This window comes from Nocardioides lacusdianchii (assembly GCF_020102855.1).
Taxonomy (GTDB): domain Bacteria; phylum Actinomycetota; class Actinomycetes; order Propionibacteriales; family Nocardioidaceae; genus Nocardioides; species Nocardioides lacusdianchii.
Map to the genome: position 1 here is coordinate 249,003 of NZ_JADHZD010000001.1, position 18,150 is coordinate 267,152.

Sequence of the window (18,150 nt, forward strand, 5' to 3'; positions counted from 1 at the left end):
ATCACTTGGCTCCCTTCACGATCACCGAGGAGCCCGGCGAGGCGAGATCGGCGAGGACACCCCGGCCGACGGAGCGGGCCGGGACCCAGACCACGTCGTCGGGGAGGTCGGCGACCACCACCGGCAGCGTGATGCTGCCGCGGTCGCCGGAGAGGGTGGCGACCGGGTCCTGGCCGGCGTCGAGCATGCCGAACACCGACTCGTACGTCGCGCGGCTCACGCGCGCCACGGGCGTGCGGGCGGTGGCGCGCAGGTGCGCCTCACCGTCCTGCATCGACCCGAGGTCGATCAGCTGCTTCCAGGACGCGAGGGCGAGCGCACCGGCCTTCGCCTTCGGCGCCTTCGGTGCCTTGCCGGCATCGAGCGCCGGGCGGGCGCCGTCCCACGGGCCGAGGGCCTGCATCTCCGCGCGCACCTGCTCCACCGTGCGGAAGCCGAGCGGGCGGCCGAGCTCGTCGGCGATCCCCGACAGCACGCGCAGGTCCGGCAGGGACGCGGGGTTGCTGAAGACGGCGACGAAGTCGCGGGTGCGGGCGTCCCACGTCACGAAGGTGCCGGACTTGTCGGTGACCGGCGCGACCGGGAGCACCACGTCGGCGGCGCGGGTCACGTCGGTCTCCCGCAGCTCGAGGCTGACCACGAAGCCGGCCGCGCCGAGGGCGGCGCGGAAAGCGGCAGGGTCCGCGGTGTCGTCGGGGTCGACTCCGGCGACCACGAGGCCGCCGAGGTCGCCCTTGGCGAGTGCGGCGACGATGGCGTTGCCGTCGCGACCGACCTTGGCAGGCAGCGAGTCCACACCCCACGCGGCGGCCAGGTCGACCCGGGCCGACGCCTCGGTGACGGGCCGACCGCCGGGCAGCAGGTTGGGCAGCGCGCCGGCCTCGACCGCACCGCGGTCACCGGCACGACGCGGCACCCAGGCGAGCCGGGCGCCGGTGCTGCGGGCGAGCTCGACCGCGGCGGTCAGCGCTCCGTGGGTCTGCGCGAGGCGCTCGCCGACGAGGATCACGGCGTCCTTGGTGATGCCGTGCTCGGTGTCCCGGAGCGAGCCGATGGCCTCGACCTCGGCGCCCGGCGCGGTCGCGACGAGGCGACCGTTCATCTTGTGCAGGCCGCGCGAGGTGAAGGGCGCCACGGACACGACCTGCGTACGTCCCTTGCGGGCCGCCTTGCGCAGCCGCAGGAAGATGGTGGCCGCCTCGTCCTCGGGCTCGAGCCCCAGCAGCACCACGACGGGGGCCGCCTCGAGGTCGGAGTAGGTCACGCCGCCGGACAGCGCGACCTGCGAGGCGAGGAAGCTCGCCTCCTCGGCGCTGTGCGGGCGGGCGCGGAAGTCGACGTCGTTGGTGCCGAGCGCGACGCGGGCGAACTTGGCGTAGGCGTAGGCGTCCTCGACGGTCAGGCGACCGCCGGTGAGCACGGCGGCGGCACCGGCGTCGCGCAGCCCGCGGGCGGCGACGGCGAAGGCCTCGGGCCACGAGGCGGGACGCAGCACACCGTCCTCGCGGATCCGGGGGTAGGTGATGCGGTCCTCGACCTGGGTGTAGCGGAACGCGAAGCGGTCCTTGTCGCTGATCCACTCCTCGTTGACCTCGGGCTCGTTGCCGGCGAGGCGACGCATGACCTTGCCACGGCGGTGGTCGACGCGGATGGCGGCACCGCAGGCGTCGTGCTCGGCCACGCCCGGCGTGGAGACCAGGTCGAAGGGCCGCGAGCGGAAGCGGTAGTCGGCCGAGGTGAGCGCGCCCACCGGGCAGATCTGGATCGTGTTGCCGGAGAAGTAGCTCTCGAAGGGCTCGCGCTCGTAGATCGCGACCTGCTGGAGCGCACCACGCTCGGCGAGGGCGATGAACGGGTCGCCGGCGACCTGCTCGGAGAAGCGGGTGCAGCGCGCGCACAGCACGCAGCGCTCGCGGTCGAGCAGGACCTGGGCGGAGATGTTGATCGGCTTGGGGAAGGTGCGCTTGACGCCACCGGTCTCCGCGAAACGGCTCTCGCCGCGACCGTTGCTCATCGCCTGGTTCTGCAGGGGGCACTCGCCGCCCTTGTCGCAGACCGGGCAGTCGAGCGGGTGGTTGATCAGCAGGAACTCCATGATGCCCTGCTGCGCCTTGTCGGCGACCTCGCTGGTGGCCTGGGTGTTGACGACCATGCCCTCGGCCACCGGCAGTGTGCAGGAGGCCTGCGGCTTGGGGAAGCCGCGCCCGTTGCCGGCGTCGGGGATGTCGACCAGGCACTGGCGGCAGGCACCGACCGGGTCGAGCAGCGGGTGGTCGCAGAAGCGCGGGATCTGTACGCCGACCTGCTCGGCGGCGCGGATGACCAGCGTGTCCTTGGGGACGCTGACCTGGACGCCGTCGATGGTCAGCGTGACCGTCTCGACCTCCGTGCGCTCAGGAGTGGTGGTCATGCAGTGGCTCCCACGGGTGCGAAGACAGTGGAGGCGGCGTGGTCGAACGGGCAGCCGCCGTGGGTCAGGTGTGCGAGGTACTCGTCGCGGAAGTACTGGATCGAGCTCGAGATCGGGCTGGTGGCCCCATCCCCGAGCGCGCAGAACGCGCGACCCAGGATGTTGTCGCACTGGTCGAGCAGCACGTCGAGGTCCGCCTCGCTGCCCTCGCCCTTCTCGATCCGGGCCAACGTCTGGGACAACCACCACGTGCCCTCGCGGCACGGGGTGCACTTGCCGCACGACTCGTGCTTGTAGAACTCGGTCCAGCGCAGCACCGCCCGGACCACGCAGGTGGTCTCGTCGAAGAGCTGCAGGGCGCGGGTGCCGAGCATCGAGCCCGCCGCACCCACCGACTCGAAGTCGAGCGGGACGTCGAGGTGCTCGGGGGTCAGGAGCGGGGTGCTCGAGCCGCCGGGGGTCCAGAACTTGAGCTCGTGGCCCTCGCGCATGCCGCCGGCGAGGTCGATGAGCTCGCGCAGGGTGATGCCGAGCGGCGCTTCGTACTGGCCGGGGTTGGCGACGTGGCCCGAGAGGCTGAAGATGCCGAAGCCGTTGGACTTCTCGGTGCCCATGCCGGCGAACCAGGCCGGTCCGTTGACGATGATGCTCGGCACGGAGGCGATCGACTCGACGTTGTTGATGACCGTCGGGCTGGAGTAGAGACCGGCGACCGCGGGGAAAGGCGGGCGCAGGCGGGGCTGGCCGCGGCGGCCCTCGAGGCCCTCGAGCAGCGCCGTCTCCTCGCCGCAGATGTAGGCCCCTGCGCCGGCGTGGACGACGAGGTCGAGGTCGTAGCCGGAGCCGTGGATGTTCTTGCCGAGGTGGCCGGCGAGGTAGGCCTCCTGCACCGCACGCTGGAGGCGGCGGATCACGTGGAGGACCTCGCCGCGGACGTAGATGAAGGCGGTGTTGGCGCGGATGGCGTAGGAGCTGACGATCACGCCCTCGACCAGCGTGTGCGGGCTGGCCATCATGAGCGGGATGTCCTTGCAGGTGCCCGGCTCCGACTCGTCGGCGTTGACGACGAGGTACTTCGGCTTCGGGTTGTCCTGCGGGATGAAGCCCCACTTCATGCCGGTGGGGAAGCCCGCGCCGCCGCGACCGCGCAGGCCGGACTCCTTGACGGCGTTGATCACGTCGTCGGGGGCCATCGCGAAGGCCTTGTCGAGCGCGGCGTAGCCCCCGCGCTCCTCGTAGGACGCCAGGGTCCAGGCGCGCTCGGCGTCCCAGTTGTCGGTGAGGACCGGGGTCAGCGTGTCGGTCACTTCTCTCCCTCCGGAGCGGTCCAGCCCTTCTCACGGGCGATCTTCAGCCCGACCAGCGAGGACGGGCCGGCGGCCGGCCCCTCGTCGGCGCGGTCGTCGGGGAAGCCGGCGAGCACGCGCTCGGCCTCGCGCCAGGTGCACAGGCGCGGACCGCGGGTCGAGTGGACCTCCTTGCCGGCGCGCAGGTCGTCGACGACCTGGACAGCGGACTCGGGGGTCTGGTTGTCCATGAACTCCCAGTTGACCATCATCACCGGGGCGTAGTCGCAGGCCGCGTTGCACTCGATGTGCTCGAGGGTGACCTTGCCGTCCGCGGTCGTCTCGTCGTTGCCGACGTCGAGGTGGTCCTTGAGCCGCTCGAAGATCAGGTCGCCGCCCATCACCGCGCACAGCGTGTTGGTGCAGACGCCGACGTGGTAGTCGCCGACGGGCTTGCGCTTGTACATCGTGTAGAAGGTCGCGACACCGTTGACCTCGGCGGCGCTGATGCCGAGCACCTCGGCGCAGGCCTCGATGCCCTCGGGGGTGATGCGCCCCTCGACCGACTGCACGAGGTGCAGCATCGGGAGCAGGCCCGAACGGGCCTGGGGGTAGCGGGCCGCGATCTCGCGCAGCTCGGTCCAGGTCTTCTCGTCGAGGCCGGTCGTGGGCTCGCTCATCGGTCGACTCCTCCCATGACGGGGTCGATGGAGGCGATCGCGACGATGACGTCGGCGACCATGCCGCCCTCGCTCATCACGCTCGTCGCCTGGAGGTTGGTGAACGACGGGTCCCGGAAGTGCGCGCGGAAGGGACGCGTGCCGCCGTCGGAGACGACGTGGGCGCCCAGCTCGCCGCGCGGGGACTCGATCGGGACGTACGCCTGGCCGGCGGGGACCCGGAAGCCCTCCGTGACCAGCTTGAAGTGGTGGATCAGCGCCTCCATCGACTCCCCCATGATGTGGCGGATGTGGTCGAGGCTGTTGCCCATGCCGTCGCTGCCGATCGCGAGCTGGCTGGGCCAGGCGATCTTCTTGTCCGACACCATGACCGGGGCGCCCTCGAGGCCGGCGAGGCGATCGGCGCACTGCCCGACGATCTTCAGCGACTCCCACATCTCGTTGAGGCGGATGCGGAAGCGGCCGTAGGAGTCGCACGTGTCCCAGGTCTGGACCTCGAAATCGTAGTCCTCGTAGCCGCTGTAGGGCTGGGTCTTGCGGAGATCCCAGGCGTAGCCGGTCGAGCGGAGCACGGGGCCGGTCATGCCGAGCGCCATGCAACCGGCCAGGTCGAGGTGGCCGACGCCCTCGAGGCGACCCTTGAAGATCGGGTTGGCGTTGCAGAGGGCGGCGTACTCGGGCAGGCGCTTCTTCATCAGGGCGATGAAGTCGCGGATCTCGTCGAGCGCGCCGGGCGGCAGGTCCTGGGCGACACCGCCGGGGCGGAAGAACGCGTGGTTCATCCGCAGGCCCGTGATCAGCTCGAACAGGTCGAGGACCAGCTCGCGCTCGCGGAAGCCGATGGTCATGACGGTGAGCGCGCCGATCTCCATGCCGCCGGTCGCGATCGCGACGAGGTGGGAGGAGATCCGGTTGAGCTCCATCAGGAGCACGCGCATGACCTGCGCCTTCTCCGGGATGTCGTCCTCGATGTCGAGCAGCCGCTCGACGCCCAGGACGTAGGTCGCCTCGTTGTAGAACGGGGAGAGGTAGTCCATGCGGGTGCAGAAGGTCGTGCCCTGCACCCAGGAGCGGTACTCCATGTTCTTCTCGATGCCGGTGTGCAGGTAGCCGATGCCGCACCGCGCCTCGGTGACCGTCTCGCCCTCGAGCTCGAGGATCAGGCGCAGCACGCCGTGCGTCGAGGGGTGCTGCGGTCCCATGTTGACCACGACCCGCTCCTCGGCGGCGTCGCCGATGCTCTGGGTGATGGAGTCCCAGTCCTGGCCGGTGACGGTGAAGACGCGGCCCTGGCTCGTCTCGCCGGGAGCGGCGTACAGGTCCTGCTGGTTGGCGGTGCTCGTCTCGCTGCTCATCAGTTGTAGCTCCTGCGCTGGTCGGGCGGAGGGATGCTGCCGCCCTTGTACTCCACGGGGATGCCGCCGAGCGGGTAGTCCTTGCGCTGCGGGTGGCCCGGCCAGTCGTCCGGCATGAGCACCCGGGTCAGAGCGGGGTGACCGTCGAAGACCATCCCGAACATGTCGTACGTCTCGCGCTCGTGCCAGTCGAGCGTCGGGTAGATGCTCACCAGGCTCGGCACGTGCGGGTCGCTGTCCGGCGCGGTCACCTCGACCCGGATGCGCCGGTTGTGGGTCATCGAGGTGAGGTGGTAGACCGCGTGCAGCTCGCGCCCGGTGTCCTCGGGGTAGTGCACCCCGCTGACGCCGGAGCAGAACTCGAAGCGCAGCGCCTCGTCGTCGCGCAACATCTGGGCGACGAAGGGCAGGTCCTCGCGGCGGACGTGGAAGGTGATCTCCCCGCGGTGGACCACGACGCTCTCGATCGCCGAGGTGAGGTCGGTGGCCGACAGGCGGGCCTCCAGGGCGTCCGCCACCTCGTCGAACCAGCCGCCGTAGGGGCGCTGCGACGGGGCCGGGAAGACCGTGGCGCTGACCAGGCCGCCGTAGCCGGAGGTGTCGCCGGTGCCGGACGCGCCGAACATGCCGTGGCGTACGCCGACCGCGTGGACCTCACCGGTCGGCGCGGGGACGTTCTCCGGGGACTGCTCCGGCGCGGGTTCGGCGACACCGCTGCCGGTGCCGGTCTCCTGCTTGGCCTTCTCGAGGTTGCGCTCCTCGGCCGGGCGGGCCGCCTTGTTCTCGTCGGTCTTGTCGTCGCTCACCGCAGCAGGCCCTTCATGTCCGAGGTCGGCAGGGCGCGCAGCGCGGCGGTCTCGAGCTCGGCGATCTCGGTGCGACGGTTGACGCCCAGCTTGGTCTGCTGGACCTGGTCGTGCAGCTTGAGGATCGCGTCGATGAGCATCTCCGGGCGCGGCGGGCAGCCAGGGAGGTACATGTCCACGGGGACGACGTGGTCGACGCCCTGGACGATGGCGTAGTTGTTGAACATGCCGCCCGACGAGGCGCACACGCCCATGGCCAGGACCCACTTCGGCTCGGGCATCTGGTCGTAGATCTGGCGCAGGACGGGAGCCATCTTCTGGCTCACGCGACCGGCCACGATCATCAGGTCCGCCTGGCGCGGGCTCGCGCGGAAGACCTCCATGCCGTAGCGGGCGAGGTCGTACTTCGGGCCGCCGGTGGTCATCATCTCGATGGCGCAGCAGGCCAGGCCGAAGGTCGCAGGCCAGAACGAGGCCTTGCGCATGTAGCCGGCGACGCCCTCGACCGTGGTCAGCAGGACCCCGTTGGGCAGCTTCTCCTCGAGTCCCATGATCAGTCCCAATCCAATCCGCCGCGTCGCCACACGTATGCGTAGGCGACGAAGACCGTGCCGATGAAGAGGACCATCTCGACCAGCCCGAACAGGGCCATCGCGTCGAAGTGGACGGCCCAGGGGTAGAGGAAGATGATCTCGATGTCGAAGATGATGAAGAGCATCGCGGTGATGAAGTACTTCACCGGGATGCGGCCGCCGCCGATCGGCTGCGGCGTCGGCTCGATGCCGCACTCGTAGGAGTCGAGCTTCGCCCGGTTGTAGCGCTTGGGGCCGGTGAAGGCGCTGATGACGACGGAGAAGACCGCGAAGCCCGTCGCGAGCAGCGCCAGGGCGAGGACCGGGGTGTAGAGCTCCATCGATTCCCTTCCGGTGTGACCAGCGCCGGGCGGAGTGAAGGACATGTGACCTTGTGAATGTCTTCACGAGTGGCGCGGGCCACAGTCTAGGACTCGGATGCGGCGTGCGTCACGTCGGGGTGGTGACCTGGCTCACGCCACCTGACCTGCGGATTTAGGCACGATCTCGTGCGCTAAATCACTCAGGCGGTCGCCCGGTGCAGGGCGACGATGCCGCCCGTGAGGTTGCGCCACTCGGGGTTCGTCCAGCCCGCCTCGGCGACGAGGTCGGCGAGGCCGGCCTGGTCGGGCCAGGCGAGGATCGACTCGGCGAGGTAGACGTAGGCGTCGCTCGCGCTGGCGGTCACCGACGCGATCCGCGGCAGCGCTCGCATGAAGCCGTCCATGTAGAGCGACCGGAAGGCGCCGTTGGTCGGAGTGCTGAACTCGCACACGACCAGACGACCGCCGGGGCGGGTGACGCGCAGCATCTCCCGCAGCCCCTTGACGGGGTCGACGAAGTTGCGCAGGCCGTAGGAGATGGTCACGGCGTCGAAGGTGTCGTCGAGGAACGGCAGCCGCGTGCCGTCGCCGGCCACGAACGGCAGGCCCGGGCGGTCCTTGCGGCCCTGCTGCAGCATCCCGACGGAGAAGTCGCACGGCACCGCGGTGGCGCCGTGGGCTGCGAAGGGCTCGCTGGAGCACCCCGTGCCCGCGGCGAGGTCGAGCACCAGGTCGCCGCTGCGCGGCGCCACGGCGGCGACCATCGAGCGTCGCCAGCTGCGCTGGATCCCGGCGGTCATGAGGTCGTTGGTGAGGTCGTAGCGCTTGGCGACGGTGTCGAACATGCGACGTACGTCGGTCGGTTGCTTGTCCAGGTCAGCGCGGGCCACGCGCCGAGCGTAGGCGTCCCAGCCTGAGGCCGTGCAACGCGGGGGTGTCCGTGCGCGTCCTTATGATCGACGCGTCGACCACTCGGTCGACGGCTCCCGGGGGAGGAACCTCATGCCGCACCACACGCCGTACGCCTCGTCGCGCCTCGTCGCCGTCCTGCTCGCTCTGCTGTGCACCGTCGCGGTGCTCACCGCCGTCGGGTCGTCCCCCTCGGCCGCGGCTCCGTCGACCGGCGCGTCGGCGCGCGGCTTCGAGCCCATGCGTCCCGGCGACAAGGGCTGGCGGGTGCGCGTGCTGCAGAGCCGGCTCCACCAGCTGGACCTGCACTCCGAGGTGGTGACCAGCCGCTTCGACGAGGAGACCCGCGCCGGGGTCGCGACGTTCCAGCGGCGCCGCGGCTGGACCGCCGACGGCGTCGTCGACGAGCGCACCTGGCTCAAGGTCGTCTCGCTCACCACCGAGCCCACCACCGAGGCTCTGCACAACGTCTACACCCCCGGCCGACCGCTGCTCGAGCGCGGCGACGCGGGGATGCGGGTGCGCCAGGTGCAGGCGCGGCTCAAGCAGGTCAGGTGGTACGACGGCCGGGTGACGGGCCGCTACGCCCGCTCGACCGTCGAGGCCGTGAAGGGCTTCCAGGCCAAGCGCCGGATCCCGGTCACCGGCCAGGTCGACCGCCGCACCCTGACGCGCCTCGAGGACATGACCAGCGCCCCCACGAAGGCCGAGCTGTTCAACATCGTGCCGCAGGGTCCCGCCCTCGACCCGCGCTGCACGACGGGCCGCGCCATGTGCGTCGACAAGTCGTCACGCTCGCTGCGCTGGGTGGTCGACGGCGTGGTGCTGAGGACCGTGGAGGTGCGGTTCGGCTCCGACGAGCTGCCGACGCGCGAGGGTGCGTTCTCCGTGTTCCGCAAGTCGCGCGACCACGTCTCGAGCCTCTACGACACCCCCATGCCGTTCGCGATGTTCTTCTCGGGCGGGCAGGCCGTGCACTACTCCCCCGACTTCGCCGCCAACGTCTACAACGGGGCGTCGCACGGGTGCGTCAACGTCCGCGACCGGGCGGCGGTGGCGTGGCTGTTCGACCAGGTCAGGCTCGGCGACAAGGTGATCGTCTATCGCTCCTGACCTCAGCTCCCGGGTGTGCCAGCGAGGGAGAAGGCGCTGTCCAGGTCGCTGGTCCGGCCACCGCGCCGGGGCAGCACCTCCGAGGCAGCCTCGGCCGTCGGCGCGGCGGGGACGTCCACCACCGCGTGCTCCCGGGCCAGGTCCAGCCGGACCGCGGGGTGGTGGGCGATGCGACCGATGCGGAAGCCCAGCGTGGTGGCGAGGCCGCTGATGGTGCGGTTCACCCGCGCGTCGAGGGCGAGCACCCGGACCCGGCCGCCCCACCACGGCACGAGGGCCGAGACCTCGTCAGCCAGCTTGCGGCCACGTGATCCCAGCCGGGCCTCGGCCACCCGCGCCGAGGTCGCCTCGAGGACGTCCCGCGGAGTCTGGTGCCAGGGGGCGCCGTCGACGGTGCCCACCTCGATGAGGTCCTCCAGGACCCGGGCGGCGGCGTGGTCGAGCAGGACGTGGGTGGGCGAGAACTGCGCGAGCGCCGCCTCGAGCCGCTCGGGACCCTCGACCCAGACCAGGGTGCAGCCGGCGCCGAGGTGGGCGTCACGCACGACGGTGGTGAAGCGGTCGGTGGCCTCGCCGGTGAGCACGACCACGTCGTCGGCGGTCAGGTCGGACAGCGCGCCGGACGACTCCGGACGGAAGAGCCAGGCCGGGCCCTTCTCGCGCGGCAGGCCGAGCACGGCGCTGCTCGGGGAGCCGGCACGTACGCCGTCCACCCAGCCCAGCACGTCGGGCTGGCGCTTGCGGCGCTCGAGGCCCATGCCACGCAACCGCTCCCAGGACCGGTCGTCGCACTCGAAGAGCTGCGCCTCGGCGAGCACCGCACGGCGCAGCAGGGCCAGGCGGCTCTCGTCGTCGACGATCACCAGGCGCACCTCGATCTCGTCGAGGAGCCGCGCGACCTCCGCCGGGTCGAGGTGCTCGGGCAGCAGCAGCGGCACGGCACCGGCGACGCGCGTGGCGAGCTCGAGCTCGAGCAGCCGGATGCCGGTGGGCACCCGGATCACGACGACGGAGCCGGGGTTGACCCCGGCCTCGATCATGCCGGCGGCGCCGTCGATGACACGGCGGTAGAGCTCGTTCCAGGTCAGCGTCGACCAGGACGCACCGCTCGGCTCGGCGACCGCGACCTCGAGGGCGCGGGCGCGGGCGTGGCGCGTGAGCCGCGTGAGCGGCGATTCCTGAGCAGGCACGGGTGTCCCCTTCACTCCCTGGTGTACCGCCGCAACCTAGGTCAGCACCAGCCGTCCTGTTCACGCTTTGCGCCATCTGCGCGCAGGCGGTTCGGACCACCGGCGTAGGCTGCCGCCTCGTGACGACCCCCGCGTCCGCCGCCGTCCCCGGACCCGCCGCGCCCCTCGTCGTGCGCACCGTCCCGGTGGACCTGGCGGACCTCCCGCTCCTCGACCTGCTGCCGCGGCAGGAGCCGGTCAGCTGGCTGCGCCGCGGCGAGGGCCTGGTGGGCTGGGGAGTCGCGGCACGCCTGGAGACCTCCGGGCACACCCGGTTCAGCGACGCGGTGAAGTGGTGGTCCGAGACCGTCGCGCGCGCCGAGGTCGACGACAGCGTCAACGAGCCCGGCACCGGGCTGGTGTGCTTCGGCGCCTTCGCGTTCGCCGACGAGCCCGGCGAGTCGGTGCTGGTGATCCCGCAGGTCGTCGTCGGTCGGCGCGGTGACCGCACCTGGCTCACCACGGTCTCCGTCGAGGAGCCGGTGCTCGCCCCCGCCACGCCGCCCGACCCGCCCGTGGGCCTGGTCTTCTCCGACGGCGCGCTCAACGGCGAGGAGTGGATGTCGGTCGTCGCGGAGGCGGTCGGCCGCATCGGGGCGGGCGACCTGGAGAAGGTGGTCCTGGCCCGCGACCTGATCGCCACCACGGACGTCCCCCTCGACGTGCGTTGGCCGCTGCTCCGCCTCGCCGAGCACTACGAGATGTGCTGGACCTTCCACGTCGACGGCATCTTCGGCGCCACCCCGGAGATGCTGGTGCGCCGCGAGCGCGGCCTGGTGACCTCGCGCGTGCTGGCCGGCACGATCCGGCGTACGGGCGACGACGATCGCGACCTGGCGCTCGCCGCCACGCTCGCGCGTTCGTCGAAGGACCTCGAGGAGCACGAGTACGCCGTGCGCTCGGTCGCCGACGCGCTGGAGCCGCACTGCTCGTCGATGAACGTGCCGGAGGCGCCGTTCGTCCTCCACCTGCCCAACGTGATGCACCTGGCCACCGACGTCAACGGGGTCGTCCACGACGAGGCGACGTCGCTGGAGCTCGCGGAGTCGCTGCACCCGTCGGCCGCCGTCGGCGGCACCCCGACACCCGCCGCGATCCGGCTGATCGACGAGGTCGAGGGCATGCCGCGTGACCGCTACGCCGGCCCCGTCGGCTGGATGGACGCCTCGGGCGACGGCGAGTGGGGCATCGCGCTGCGCTCGGCGATGGTCATCGAGGAGGGCGTACGCCTCTTCGCCGGGTGCGGCATCGTCGCCAGCTCCGACCCCGAGGCCGAGCTCGCGGAGTCCCAGGCGAAGTTCGTCCCGGTCCGCGACGCGCTCAGCGCCGGCTGACCCGCACCGGAGCGCGCGCTGTCAGAGGCGCTGGCCGGGCTCGCGGCGCTCGAAGGACTGCCCGGCGGGCAGCAGGTTGGCCATGTGCGAGGCCACCATGTCGAGGCCGACGTCGCTGTAGACACGGTCGTGGATGCCGAGCGAGGTGGGCGCGCCCACCTCGCGCACGAAGTCGACGGCCTCCGACACCTTCAGCCACGGAGCACTCACCGGCGCCAGCAGCACGTCGACGGGCCGTCCGGGCGGGGTGAGGGCGTCGCCGGGGTGGTAGACGCTGGTGCCGTCCGACTCCAGGACGTAGCCGGAGTTGTCGAAGCGGTCGTAGTCGGGATGGATCACGGCGTGCTTCTCGCCGACCACCTCCACCGCCGTTCCGGCGACCTCGAGGCGGTCGCCGGGGCGGACGACCGTGACCCGCGCGGCCACGTCGGGCGCCTGCTCGCGCAGCAGGCGTTCCACGGCGGCGATGGTCCAGATCGGCACGTCCCGCCCGCGCAGGTGGTCGGCGTGCACGTGGTCGGCGTGCTCGTGGGTGAGGAGCACCGCGTCGGCGCCGTCGAGCGCGGAGGGGTCGGTGAAGACGCCCGGATCGATCACGACGACACCGCCGTCACCCCGGACCCGGACGCACGCGTGGCCGAGCTTGGTGATCTGCACACGACCAGACTAGGCCCGGCCCAACCTGCGGGGAATCGCCCGACGGGTGGGACGCAAGGTTAAGGTGTGACCTGCTCCCGACTGGGTGGAGTGCCCTGGGGGAAACACCGAATCGCACCCGAGACGAAGAGAGTTCACATGTCTGCACGCCGCGTGCTCGCAGGCAGCGTCGCCGCGCTGCTCCTGCCCGCGTCCTTGCTCCTGTCGACCGAGACCGGGTCGGCCACCGACTCCACGACGCGTTCCGCGTCGGTCGCGGTGACGAAGAAGGCGAACCAGAAGATCTCGTTGGAGGTGCTTCCCCAGATCGTCCAGCAGGGCAAGCGCACTGCCAGCGCCAACTCGGCCAAGGCCGCCGTCACCGCCACCATCAAGCCGGTCAAGGTCGGCCGCCCGGTGGTCCTCCAGCAGCTCAACGGCTCCTCGTGGAAGAAGGTCGGCAAGGCCAAGCAGGAGAAGTCGGGCCGCGCCCACTTCTCCGCCGCCGTCTCCAAGGGCGGTGCGCCCCTGGCCTACCGGGTCGTCGCCCAGAAGTACAAGGGCCTCAAGCCGGTCACCAGCGACAGCGCCGACACCACGCAGTGGCTGACCCCGACCTTCACCGACGAGTTCTCCGGCGGCACCCTGAACCCCGTGTGGAGCATGCGCGGCCAGGACTACGAGCCCACCAGCAAGCGGGCCTGCTCCAAGGGTGACCCGAAGGCCGTCAAGGTCGGCTCGGGCGCGCTGCGCCTGAGCGTCATCAAGGACCGCGAGGCCAAGGGCAAGTGCCTGGCGAAGTCGCGCAAGCTGAAGAAGAAGATCGCTTACCGCCTCAACGGCCACGTCGGCACCAAGGACGGCTTCAGCTTCAAGTACGGCGTCGCCGCCGCCCGCATCAAGATGAACAAGCTCCAGGGCCAGCACGCCAGCTTCTGGTCGCAGCCGATCGACGAGAACAGCCCGCGCAGCGCCGGTCACGAGATCGACGTCATCGAGTACTTCGGTGACAAGCACCCGCAGGGCGGCCTGACGAGCTTCATCCACTGGTACAAGGGCAACAAGCTCATCAAGACCGGCTCGTGGATCAAGGACTCGAAGTCGTTCCTGAAGAACAAGCGCGACGGCTGGTCGAAGAACTACCACGTGTTCTCGGTCAAGTGGGACCCGAAGAAGATCGTCTTCTACATCGACGGCAAGGAGACCTGGCGCACGTCGGCCCACGTCTCCAAGGAGCGCCAGTACCTCATCCTGAGCCTGCTGGCCTCCGACTACGAGGCGCTGGAGATGAACGACAAGAAGCTCCCGCAGCACATGTACGTCGACTGGGTCCGCGTGTGGGAGACCCCGCAGGCCTGATCGGCTGAACGACACCCACCACGCACGACCACGATCCGCGCGTTGGCCCCCTGTCTCAGGGGGTCAGCGCGCGGATCTTTTCGTCCAGCTCGCGGCGGTTGTCGCGGCGTACTCGCGCCTCGACGACCTCGATGCCGCCGTTGGGCATCAGCAGCGCCTGCTCGAGCTCGGGCAGGCTGTCGACGCGCAGGTGCGGGACCCGGGCGGCCGCGCACAGGCTGGCCAGGTCGACGCCGTGCGGGGTGCCGAAGAGAGTGTCGAAGCGGTCGGCGTGCTCCGGCGCCCCCTGCTCGAGGGTGGCGAAGATGGAGCCGCCGTCGTCGTTGACCACCACGATCGTGAGGTCGGGACGCTCCTCGCGGGGACCGAGGAACAGCCCGGTGGTGTCGTGCAGGAACGTCACATCGCCCACGAGCGCGAAGGCGCGCGAGGACCGCGGCCGGCCCAGCGCGGCGCCGATGGCGGTGCTCGTGGTGCCGTCGATGCCGGCCAGGCCGCGGTTGGCGATCACCTTGCGGCGCCCGCCCACCTCGTAGGGCGCGACCATCAGGTCGAGGTCGCGGACGGGGTTCGAGGCGCCGACGACGAGCAGCCCTCCCGGGGGGACCGAGCGACTGACCGCGCCCGCCACCTCGTGCGGCGTGAGGTCGGGCTCGACGGCGAGGAGCCGGTCGAGCTTCCGGCCGACGGACCGGTCGGCGAGTCGCCACTCCTCCAGCCAGGCCGGGTCGTCGGCGACCGCGACCCTGACGCCGTCGTGCTCGCTCGACACCGCGAAGGGCCGGTCGGGCCAGGTCCCGCGGTGGCGGACCGACACCACCTCGACGTCGTCACGGGCGAGCAGCCGGGACACCGGGCGGGACAGGGTCGGGTGGCCGAAGACCACCACGCGCTCGATCCGGTCGCCCAGCTCGGTGCCGAGCAGGAGCCGATAGGTGCGGATCACCGTGTCGCCGGTGCGACAGCCGCTGGACGGCTCGGCCAGCAGCGGCCAGCTGCCGCTCTCCGCGAGCTGGCGGGCCGGCGGGCCGGCGTCGTCGCCGGCGACCACCACCGTGCGCGGGCCCGGGGCGAGCTCGGCCACGTCCCGGTCGGGCGCCTGGAGGGTGACCGCCCACGTGGGCACGTCCCCGCCGTCCCAGCCGTCGTCGTCGGGGAGCAGCGGGTCGTCGAGCTGGACGTTGAGGTGGACCGGGCGCACCCAGTCGTGGGTGCGGACGAAGCCCAGCAGCTCGTCGAGGTCCGCCGCCGCCACGTCGAGCGTGGGGGCGAAGGCGCCGAAGATGCCGACCTGGTCGGTGGTCTGGTTGGCGCCGGTGCCCCGCAGCCGTGCCGGCCGGTCGGCGGTGACGACCACGAGCGGTACGCCGGCGTGCGCGGCCTCGACCACCGCGGGCAGCAGGTTGGCCACCGCCGTGCCCGACGTGCAGACCACGGCGGCCGGGCGCCCGGTCACCTTGCCGAGGCCGAGCGCCAGGAAGCCGGCCGTGCGCTCGTCGATGCGGGTGTGCAGCCGCAGCCCGCCGGCCTGTGCGGCGTCGTACAGCGCGAAGGACAGCGGGGCGTTGCGCGAGCCGGGCGCGAGCACCACCTCGCGCACCCCGGACCCGCGGAGCGCGGTCACGACGGTGCGGGCGAGCGCGGTCGACGGGGTGGTCATGTCCGGGGATCCTGCCCTACCGACTCCAGCCGCGCGCGCCAGTGGGCGACGCGGTCGTCGGTGGCGGCGACCCCGGCCAGGGCGGCCTCGTCGACGTCGGGGCGGACGACAGCCAGCATGCCGTCGACCGGCAGCAGCGGGTCCGCCACGACGTCACCGGTGAGCATCTGCACGGTGGCGAGGCCGCTGGCGTGGTGGAGCTCGGGGAGTGCGGCCGCGAGGGCGACGCCGGCGGCGATGCCGACGCTGGACTCGATGGCGCTGGAGACGACCACGGGCAGCCCGATGTCCTCGGCGATCCGCAGGCAGGCACGTACGCCGCCCAGCGGCTGCACCTTCAGCACCGCGATGTCGGCCGCCTCGAGGTCACGCACGCGGTAGGGGTCCTCGGCACGTCGGATCGACTCGTCGGCAGCGATCGGGACCGAGACGCGGCGGCGCACGACGGCGAGGTCCTCGACCGAGGCGACCGGCTGCTCGACGTACTCCAGCCCGCCGGCGGCGCGGTCGAGGGCGGCGATCGCCCGGACCGCCTCGTCGACGTCCCAGGCGCCGTTGGCGTCGACACGGACCAGGCCGGCGGGACCGAGGGCGTCGCGGACGGCCTCGACCCGGGCCAGGTCGTCGGCGAGCACCTGGCCGCGCTCGGCGACCTTGACCTTGGCGGTGCGGCACCCGCCGGCGGTGACGATCGCGTGCGCCCGCTCCGGATCGGTGGCGGGGACGGTGACGTTGACGGGCACGCGGTCGCGCAGCGGCGCCGGCCAGCCCACGTCGGCGGCCTCGCGGGCGGCCGCCAGCCACGGCCGCGAGGTGGCGTCGTCGTACTCCAGGAAGGGCGACCACTCCCCCCAGCCGGCCTCGCCGTGCAGCAGCACGCCCTCGCGCACGGTGATGCCACGGAAGCGGGTGCGCAGCCCGATCGCGAAGACGTGCAGGTCGCGCATCAGAGGCCGGCCCGGACAGCCTGGCGGTCGACCTTGCCGTTGGGCAGGAGCGGGAGCTGCTCGACCCAGCGGAACTCGCGCGGGGCCCACGAGCGCGGGTGCTCGGCGCTGATCCAGTCGCGCAGCTCCGCGTCGTGAGCGGTGCCGACGAGCACCGCGACGAGCTTCTGCCCCCACTCGGGGTCGGGCACGCCGAAGACCTCGGCCTCCTGCACCAGCAGGTGGCGGCGGAGCCGATCGGCGACCGCGGTGAGCGGGATCTTCACCCCGCCGCTGATGACGACGTCGTCGACGCGACCGAGGACCTGGAGGCGTCCGTCCTCGTCGAAGCGGCCTGCGTCGGAGGTGACGTACCAGCCGTCCACGACGGTCTCGGCGGTCAGCCCGGGATCGTTGTCGTAGTGGCTGAAGAGCGTGGGGCCGCCGATGCGGATGCGCCCCTCCGCGCCGAGGGTCACCCCCACGCCGTCGAGCGGCACGCCGTCGTAGACGCACCCGCCGGCCGTCTCCGAGGAGCCGTAGGTCGAGACCAGCCGCACGCCCTGCCCCTCGGCGCGCCGGCGTAGGTCGGGGTCGAGCCCCGCCCCGCCGACGAGCACGGTGTGGCAGCGCGCGAGCGCCGCGACCTGGTCGGGGTCGGTCATGATCCGGTGGAGCTGGGTCGGGACGAGGGAGACGAAGGTCGGGGTGTCGCCGTGGTGGGCCGCCGAGGCGCGCCCGACGTCGAGGCCGTCGACGACGACCGGCTCGTGCCCGGCGACCAGCGAGCGCACGATGACCTGCACCCCGGCGACGTACGACGACGGCAGCGCCAGCAGCCACCGGCCCGACGCGCCCAGCCTGCGCGCGGACGCCTCCACGCTCGCCAGGACGGCCCGGCGGGGCAGCACGACGCCCTTGGGCCGGCCGGTGGAGCCGGACGTCTCGATCAGCAGCGGGGCGGGGGTGTCGGCCTCGAGCCAGCGCGACAGCTGCCTGATCGCGACCGAGGGCTCGTCCGAGGGCCGGAGGTGAGTCACACGCCGAACGCTAGTGCTCCGTAGGCTCGGGGTCATGAGTGCCTACTGGATCTGTGTCTACAAGTCCGTGCACGACCCCGCCAAGGTCGCGGCGTACGCCGAGCTGGCGGGGCCGGCCATCCGCGAGGCCGGCGGCCGGTTCCTCGCGCGCGGCAATCCCGAGATGACCTACGAGCAGGGCGAGCAGACGCGCACGGTCGTCATCGAGTTCGAGTCGGTGGACGCCGCCCGCGCCGCCCACGACAGCGAGGCCTACCAGGAGGCCCTGCGCGCCCTCGGCGACGGCGCCGACCGTGACCTGCGCGTGGTGCCGGGGGCCTAGCGTGGACCTCTTCCGGCTCGTGCTCGTCGTCCTGGTGACGACGGGCGTGGTCGTGGCCATCCTGCTGTTCGAGAAGCGGCGTGCCGAGGGCATCCGGCGCGACACCCGGCGGATGTCCGAGGGACGCGACCCCGGACGTGACGAGGACGACTCCCGCGACGGGTAAATGACAGGACGCCCGGCGCCCCCG

Annotated in this window: 18 protein-coding genes; 5 read left to right on the forward strand and 13 right to left on the reverse strand. The window is 71.9% G+C overall.

Annotated features, from left to right (window positions below; genetic code table 11):
- Position 1: 1 nt before the first annotated feature.
- From IRX98_RS01245 to IRX98_RS01280, 8 genes are all read right to left on the reverse strand, one after another.
- Positions 2 to 2,410, reverse strand: a complete 2,409-nt coding sequence (locus IRX98_RS01245; RefSeq protein WP_224273274.1) for an NADH-quinone oxidoreductase subunit G — start codon at positions 2,408 to 2,410, stop codon at positions 2 to 4.
- The gene (gene nuoF, locus IRX98_RS01250; RefSeq protein WP_224273275.1) at positions 2,407 to 3,717 is read right to left on the reverse strand and encodes an NADH-quinone oxidoreductase subunit NuoF; all 1,311 of its coding nucleotides are present in this window, start codon (positions 3,715 to 3,717) and stop codon (positions 2,407 to 2,409) included. The genes IRX98_RS01245 and nuoF overlap by 4 nt, the downstream gene beginning before the upstream one ends.
- Positions 3,714 to 4,376 carry an NADH-quinone oxidoreductase subunit NuoE gene (gene nuoE / locus IRX98_RS01255; RefSeq protein ID WP_224273276.1) on the reverse strand — a complete coding sequence of 221 codons (663 nt, stop codon included), beginning with the start codon at positions 4,374 to 4,376 and terminating at the stop codon, positions 3,714 to 3,716. The genes nuoF and nuoE overlap by 4 nt, the downstream gene beginning before the upstream one ends.
- On the reverse strand, positions 4,373 to 5,731 hold the full coding sequence (locus IRX98_RS01260; RefSeq protein ID WP_224273277.1) for an NADH-quinone oxidoreductase subunit D: 1,359 nt from the start codon (positions 5,729 to 5,731) through the stop codon (positions 4,373 to 4,375). The genes nuoE and IRX98_RS01260 overlap by 4 nt, the downstream gene beginning before the upstream one ends.
- A complete protein-coding gene (locus IRX98_RS01265) occupies positions 5,731 to 6,537 on the reverse strand; it encodes an NADH-quinone oxidoreductase subunit C (RefSeq protein WP_224273278.1) in 807 nt (268 codons plus the stop codon). The genes IRX98_RS01260 and IRX98_RS01265 overlap by 1 nt, the downstream gene beginning before the upstream one ends.
- Entirely contained in the window at positions 6,534 to 7,088 is a 555-nt protein-coding gene (locus IRX98_RS01270; RefSeq protein WP_207083870.1) for a NuoB/complex I 20 kDa subunit family protein, read from the reverse strand. Before IRX98_RS01270 ends, IRX98_RS01265 begins: the two co-directional genes overlap by 4 nt.
- Positions 7,089 to 7,090: 2 nt before the next feature.
- Positions 7,091 to 7,450: an NADH-quinone oxidoreductase subunit A gene (locus IRX98_RS01275; protein WP_207083869.1), complete on the reverse strand. Its 360-nt coding sequence runs from the start codon at positions 7,448 to 7,450 to the stop codon at positions 7,091 to 7,093.
- Between the two features lie 182 nt (positions 7,451 to 7,632).
- Positions 7,633 to 8,322 (reverse strand): demethylmenaquinone methyltransferase, encoded by a 690-nt coding sequence (locus tag IRX98_RS01280; RefSeq protein WP_224273279.1) that lies wholly within the window; start codon positions 8,320 to 8,322, stop codon positions 7,633 to 7,635.
- A 112-nt stretch (positions 8,323 to 8,434) separates the two neighbouring features.
- Between IRX98_RS01280 and IRX98_RS01285 the strand changes: the two genes are divergently transcribed.
- Entirely contained in the window at positions 8,435 to 9,454 is a 1,020-nt protein-coding gene (locus tag IRX98_RS01285) for a L,D-transpeptidase family protein (RefSeq protein ID WP_224273280.1), read from the forward strand.
- A 2-nt stretch (positions 9,455 to 9,456) separates the two neighbouring features.
- Here the strand turns inward: IRX98_RS01285 and IRX98_RS01290 are convergent, their stop codons facing one another.
- Complete coding sequence (locus IRX98_RS01290) at positions 9,457 to 10,644, reverse strand: AMP-binding protein (RefSeq protein WP_224273281.1); 1,188 nt, start codon at positions 10,642 to 10,644, stop codon at positions 9,457 to 9,459.
- A 119-nt stretch (positions 10,645 to 10,763) separates the two neighbouring features.
- Between IRX98_RS01290 and IRX98_RS01295 the strand changes: the two genes are divergently transcribed.
- Positions 10,764 to 12,017: an isochorismate synthase gene (locus IRX98_RS01295; protein WP_224273282.1), complete on the forward strand. Its 1,254-nt coding sequence runs from the start codon at positions 10,764 to 10,766 to the stop codon at positions 12,015 to 12,017.
- A 21-nt stretch (positions 12,018 to 12,038) separates the two neighbouring features.
- Here IRX98_RS01295 and IRX98_RS01300 read toward each other — a convergent pair whose 3' ends face one another.
- Positions 12,039 to 12,674, reverse strand: a complete 636-nt coding sequence (locus IRX98_RS01300) for an MBL fold metallo-hydrolase (RefSeq protein WP_224273283.1) — start codon at positions 12,672 to 12,674, stop codon at positions 12,039 to 12,041.
- A gap of 138 nt (positions 12,675 to 12,812) precedes the next feature.
- Here IRX98_RS01300 and IRX98_RS01305 point away from each other — a divergent pair, with 138 nt between their 5' ends.
- Positions 12,813 to 14,012: a glycoside hydrolase family 16 protein gene (locus IRX98_RS01305; protein WP_224273285.1), complete on the forward strand. Its 1,200-nt coding sequence runs from the start codon at positions 12,813 to 12,815 to the stop codon at positions 14,010 to 14,012.
- A gap of 55 nt (positions 14,013 to 14,067) precedes the next feature.
- Here IRX98_RS01305 and menD read toward each other — a convergent pair whose 3' ends face one another.
- The 3 genes from menD to IRX98_RS01320 are packed head-to-tail and all read right to left on the reverse strand — an operon-like array spanning position 14,068 to position 17,638.
- Positions 14,068 to 15,672 (reverse strand): 2-succinyl-5-enolpyruvyl-6-hydroxy-3-cyclohexene-1-carboxylic-acid synthase, encoded by a 1,605-nt coding sequence (gene menD / locus IRX98_RS01310; protein WP_224273287.1) that lies wholly within the window; start codon positions 15,670 to 15,672, stop codon positions 14,068 to 14,070.
- Positions 15,669 to 16,619, reverse strand: a complete 951-nt coding sequence (locus tag IRX98_RS01315; RefSeq protein ID WP_224273289.1) for an o-succinylbenzoate synthase — start codon at positions 16,617 to 16,619, stop codon at positions 15,669 to 15,671. The genes menD and IRX98_RS01315 overlap by 4 nt, the downstream gene beginning before the upstream one ends.
- Positions 16,619 to 17,638 (reverse strand): AMP-binding protein, encoded by a 1,020-nt coding sequence (locus IRX98_RS01320; protein WP_224273291.1) that lies wholly within the window; start codon positions 17,636 to 17,638, stop codon positions 16,619 to 16,621. The genes IRX98_RS01315 and IRX98_RS01320 overlap by 1 nt, the downstream gene beginning before the upstream one ends.
- 34 nt (positions 17,639 to 17,672) lie before the next feature.
- On the opposite strand from IRX98_RS01320, the gene IRX98_RS01325 reads away from it, so the two are divergent.
- A complete protein-coding gene (locus IRX98_RS01325; RefSeq protein ID WP_224273293.1) occupies positions 17,673 to 17,960 on the forward strand; it encodes a DUF1330 domain-containing protein in 288 nt (95 codons plus the stop codon).
- Between the two features lies 1 nt (position 17,961).
- Positions 17,962 to 18,126, forward strand: a complete 165-nt coding sequence (locus IRX98_RS01330) for a hypothetical protein (protein ID WP_224273295.1) — start codon at positions 17,962 to 17,964, stop codon at positions 18,124 to 18,126.
- Positions 18,127 to 18,150: the final 24 nt, after the last annotated feature.

Bases quoted from the DNA above. Each gene is read 5' to 3' on its own strand.
- IRX98_RS01245 (WP_224273274.1), bottom strand. From the start codon at position 2,410: ATGACCACCACTCCTGAGCGCACGGAGGTCGAGACGGTCACGCTGACC.
- nuoE (WP_224273276.1), bottom strand. From the start codon at position 4,376: ATGAGCGAGCCCACGACCGGCCTCGACGAGAAGACCTGGACCGAGCTG.
- IRX98_RS01260 (WP_224273277.1), bottom strand. From the start codon at position 5,731: ATGAGCAGCGAGACGAGCACCGCCAACCAGCAGGACCTGTACGCCGCT.
- IRX98_RS01270 (WP_207083870.1), bottom strand. From the start codon at position 7,088: ATGGGACTCGAGGAGAAGCTGCCCAACGGGGTCCTGCTGACCACGGTC.
- IRX98_RS01275 (WP_207083869.1), bottom strand. From the start codon at position 7,450: ATGGAGCTCTACACCCCGGTCCTCGCCCTGGCGCTGCTCGCGACGGGC.
- IRX98_RS01285 (WP_224273280.1), top strand. From the start codon at position 8,435: ATGCCGCACCACACGCCGTACGCCTCGTCGCGCCTCGTCGCCGTCCTG.
- IRX98_RS01305 (WP_224273285.1), top strand. From the start codon at position 12,813: ATGTCTGCACGCCGCGTGCTCGCAGGCAGCGTCGCCGCGCTGCTCCTG.
- menD (WP_224273287.1), bottom strand. From the start codon at position 15,672: ATGACCACCCCGTCGACCGCGCTCGCCCGCACCGTCGTGACCGCGCTC.
- IRX98_RS01315 (WP_224273289.1), bottom strand. From the start codon at position 16,619: ATGCGCGACCTGCACGTCTTCGCGATCGGGCTGCGCACCCGCTTCCGT.
- IRX98_RS01325 (WP_224273293.1), top strand. From the start codon at position 17,673: ATGAGTGCCTACTGGATCTGTGTCTACAAGTCCGTGCACGACCCCGCC.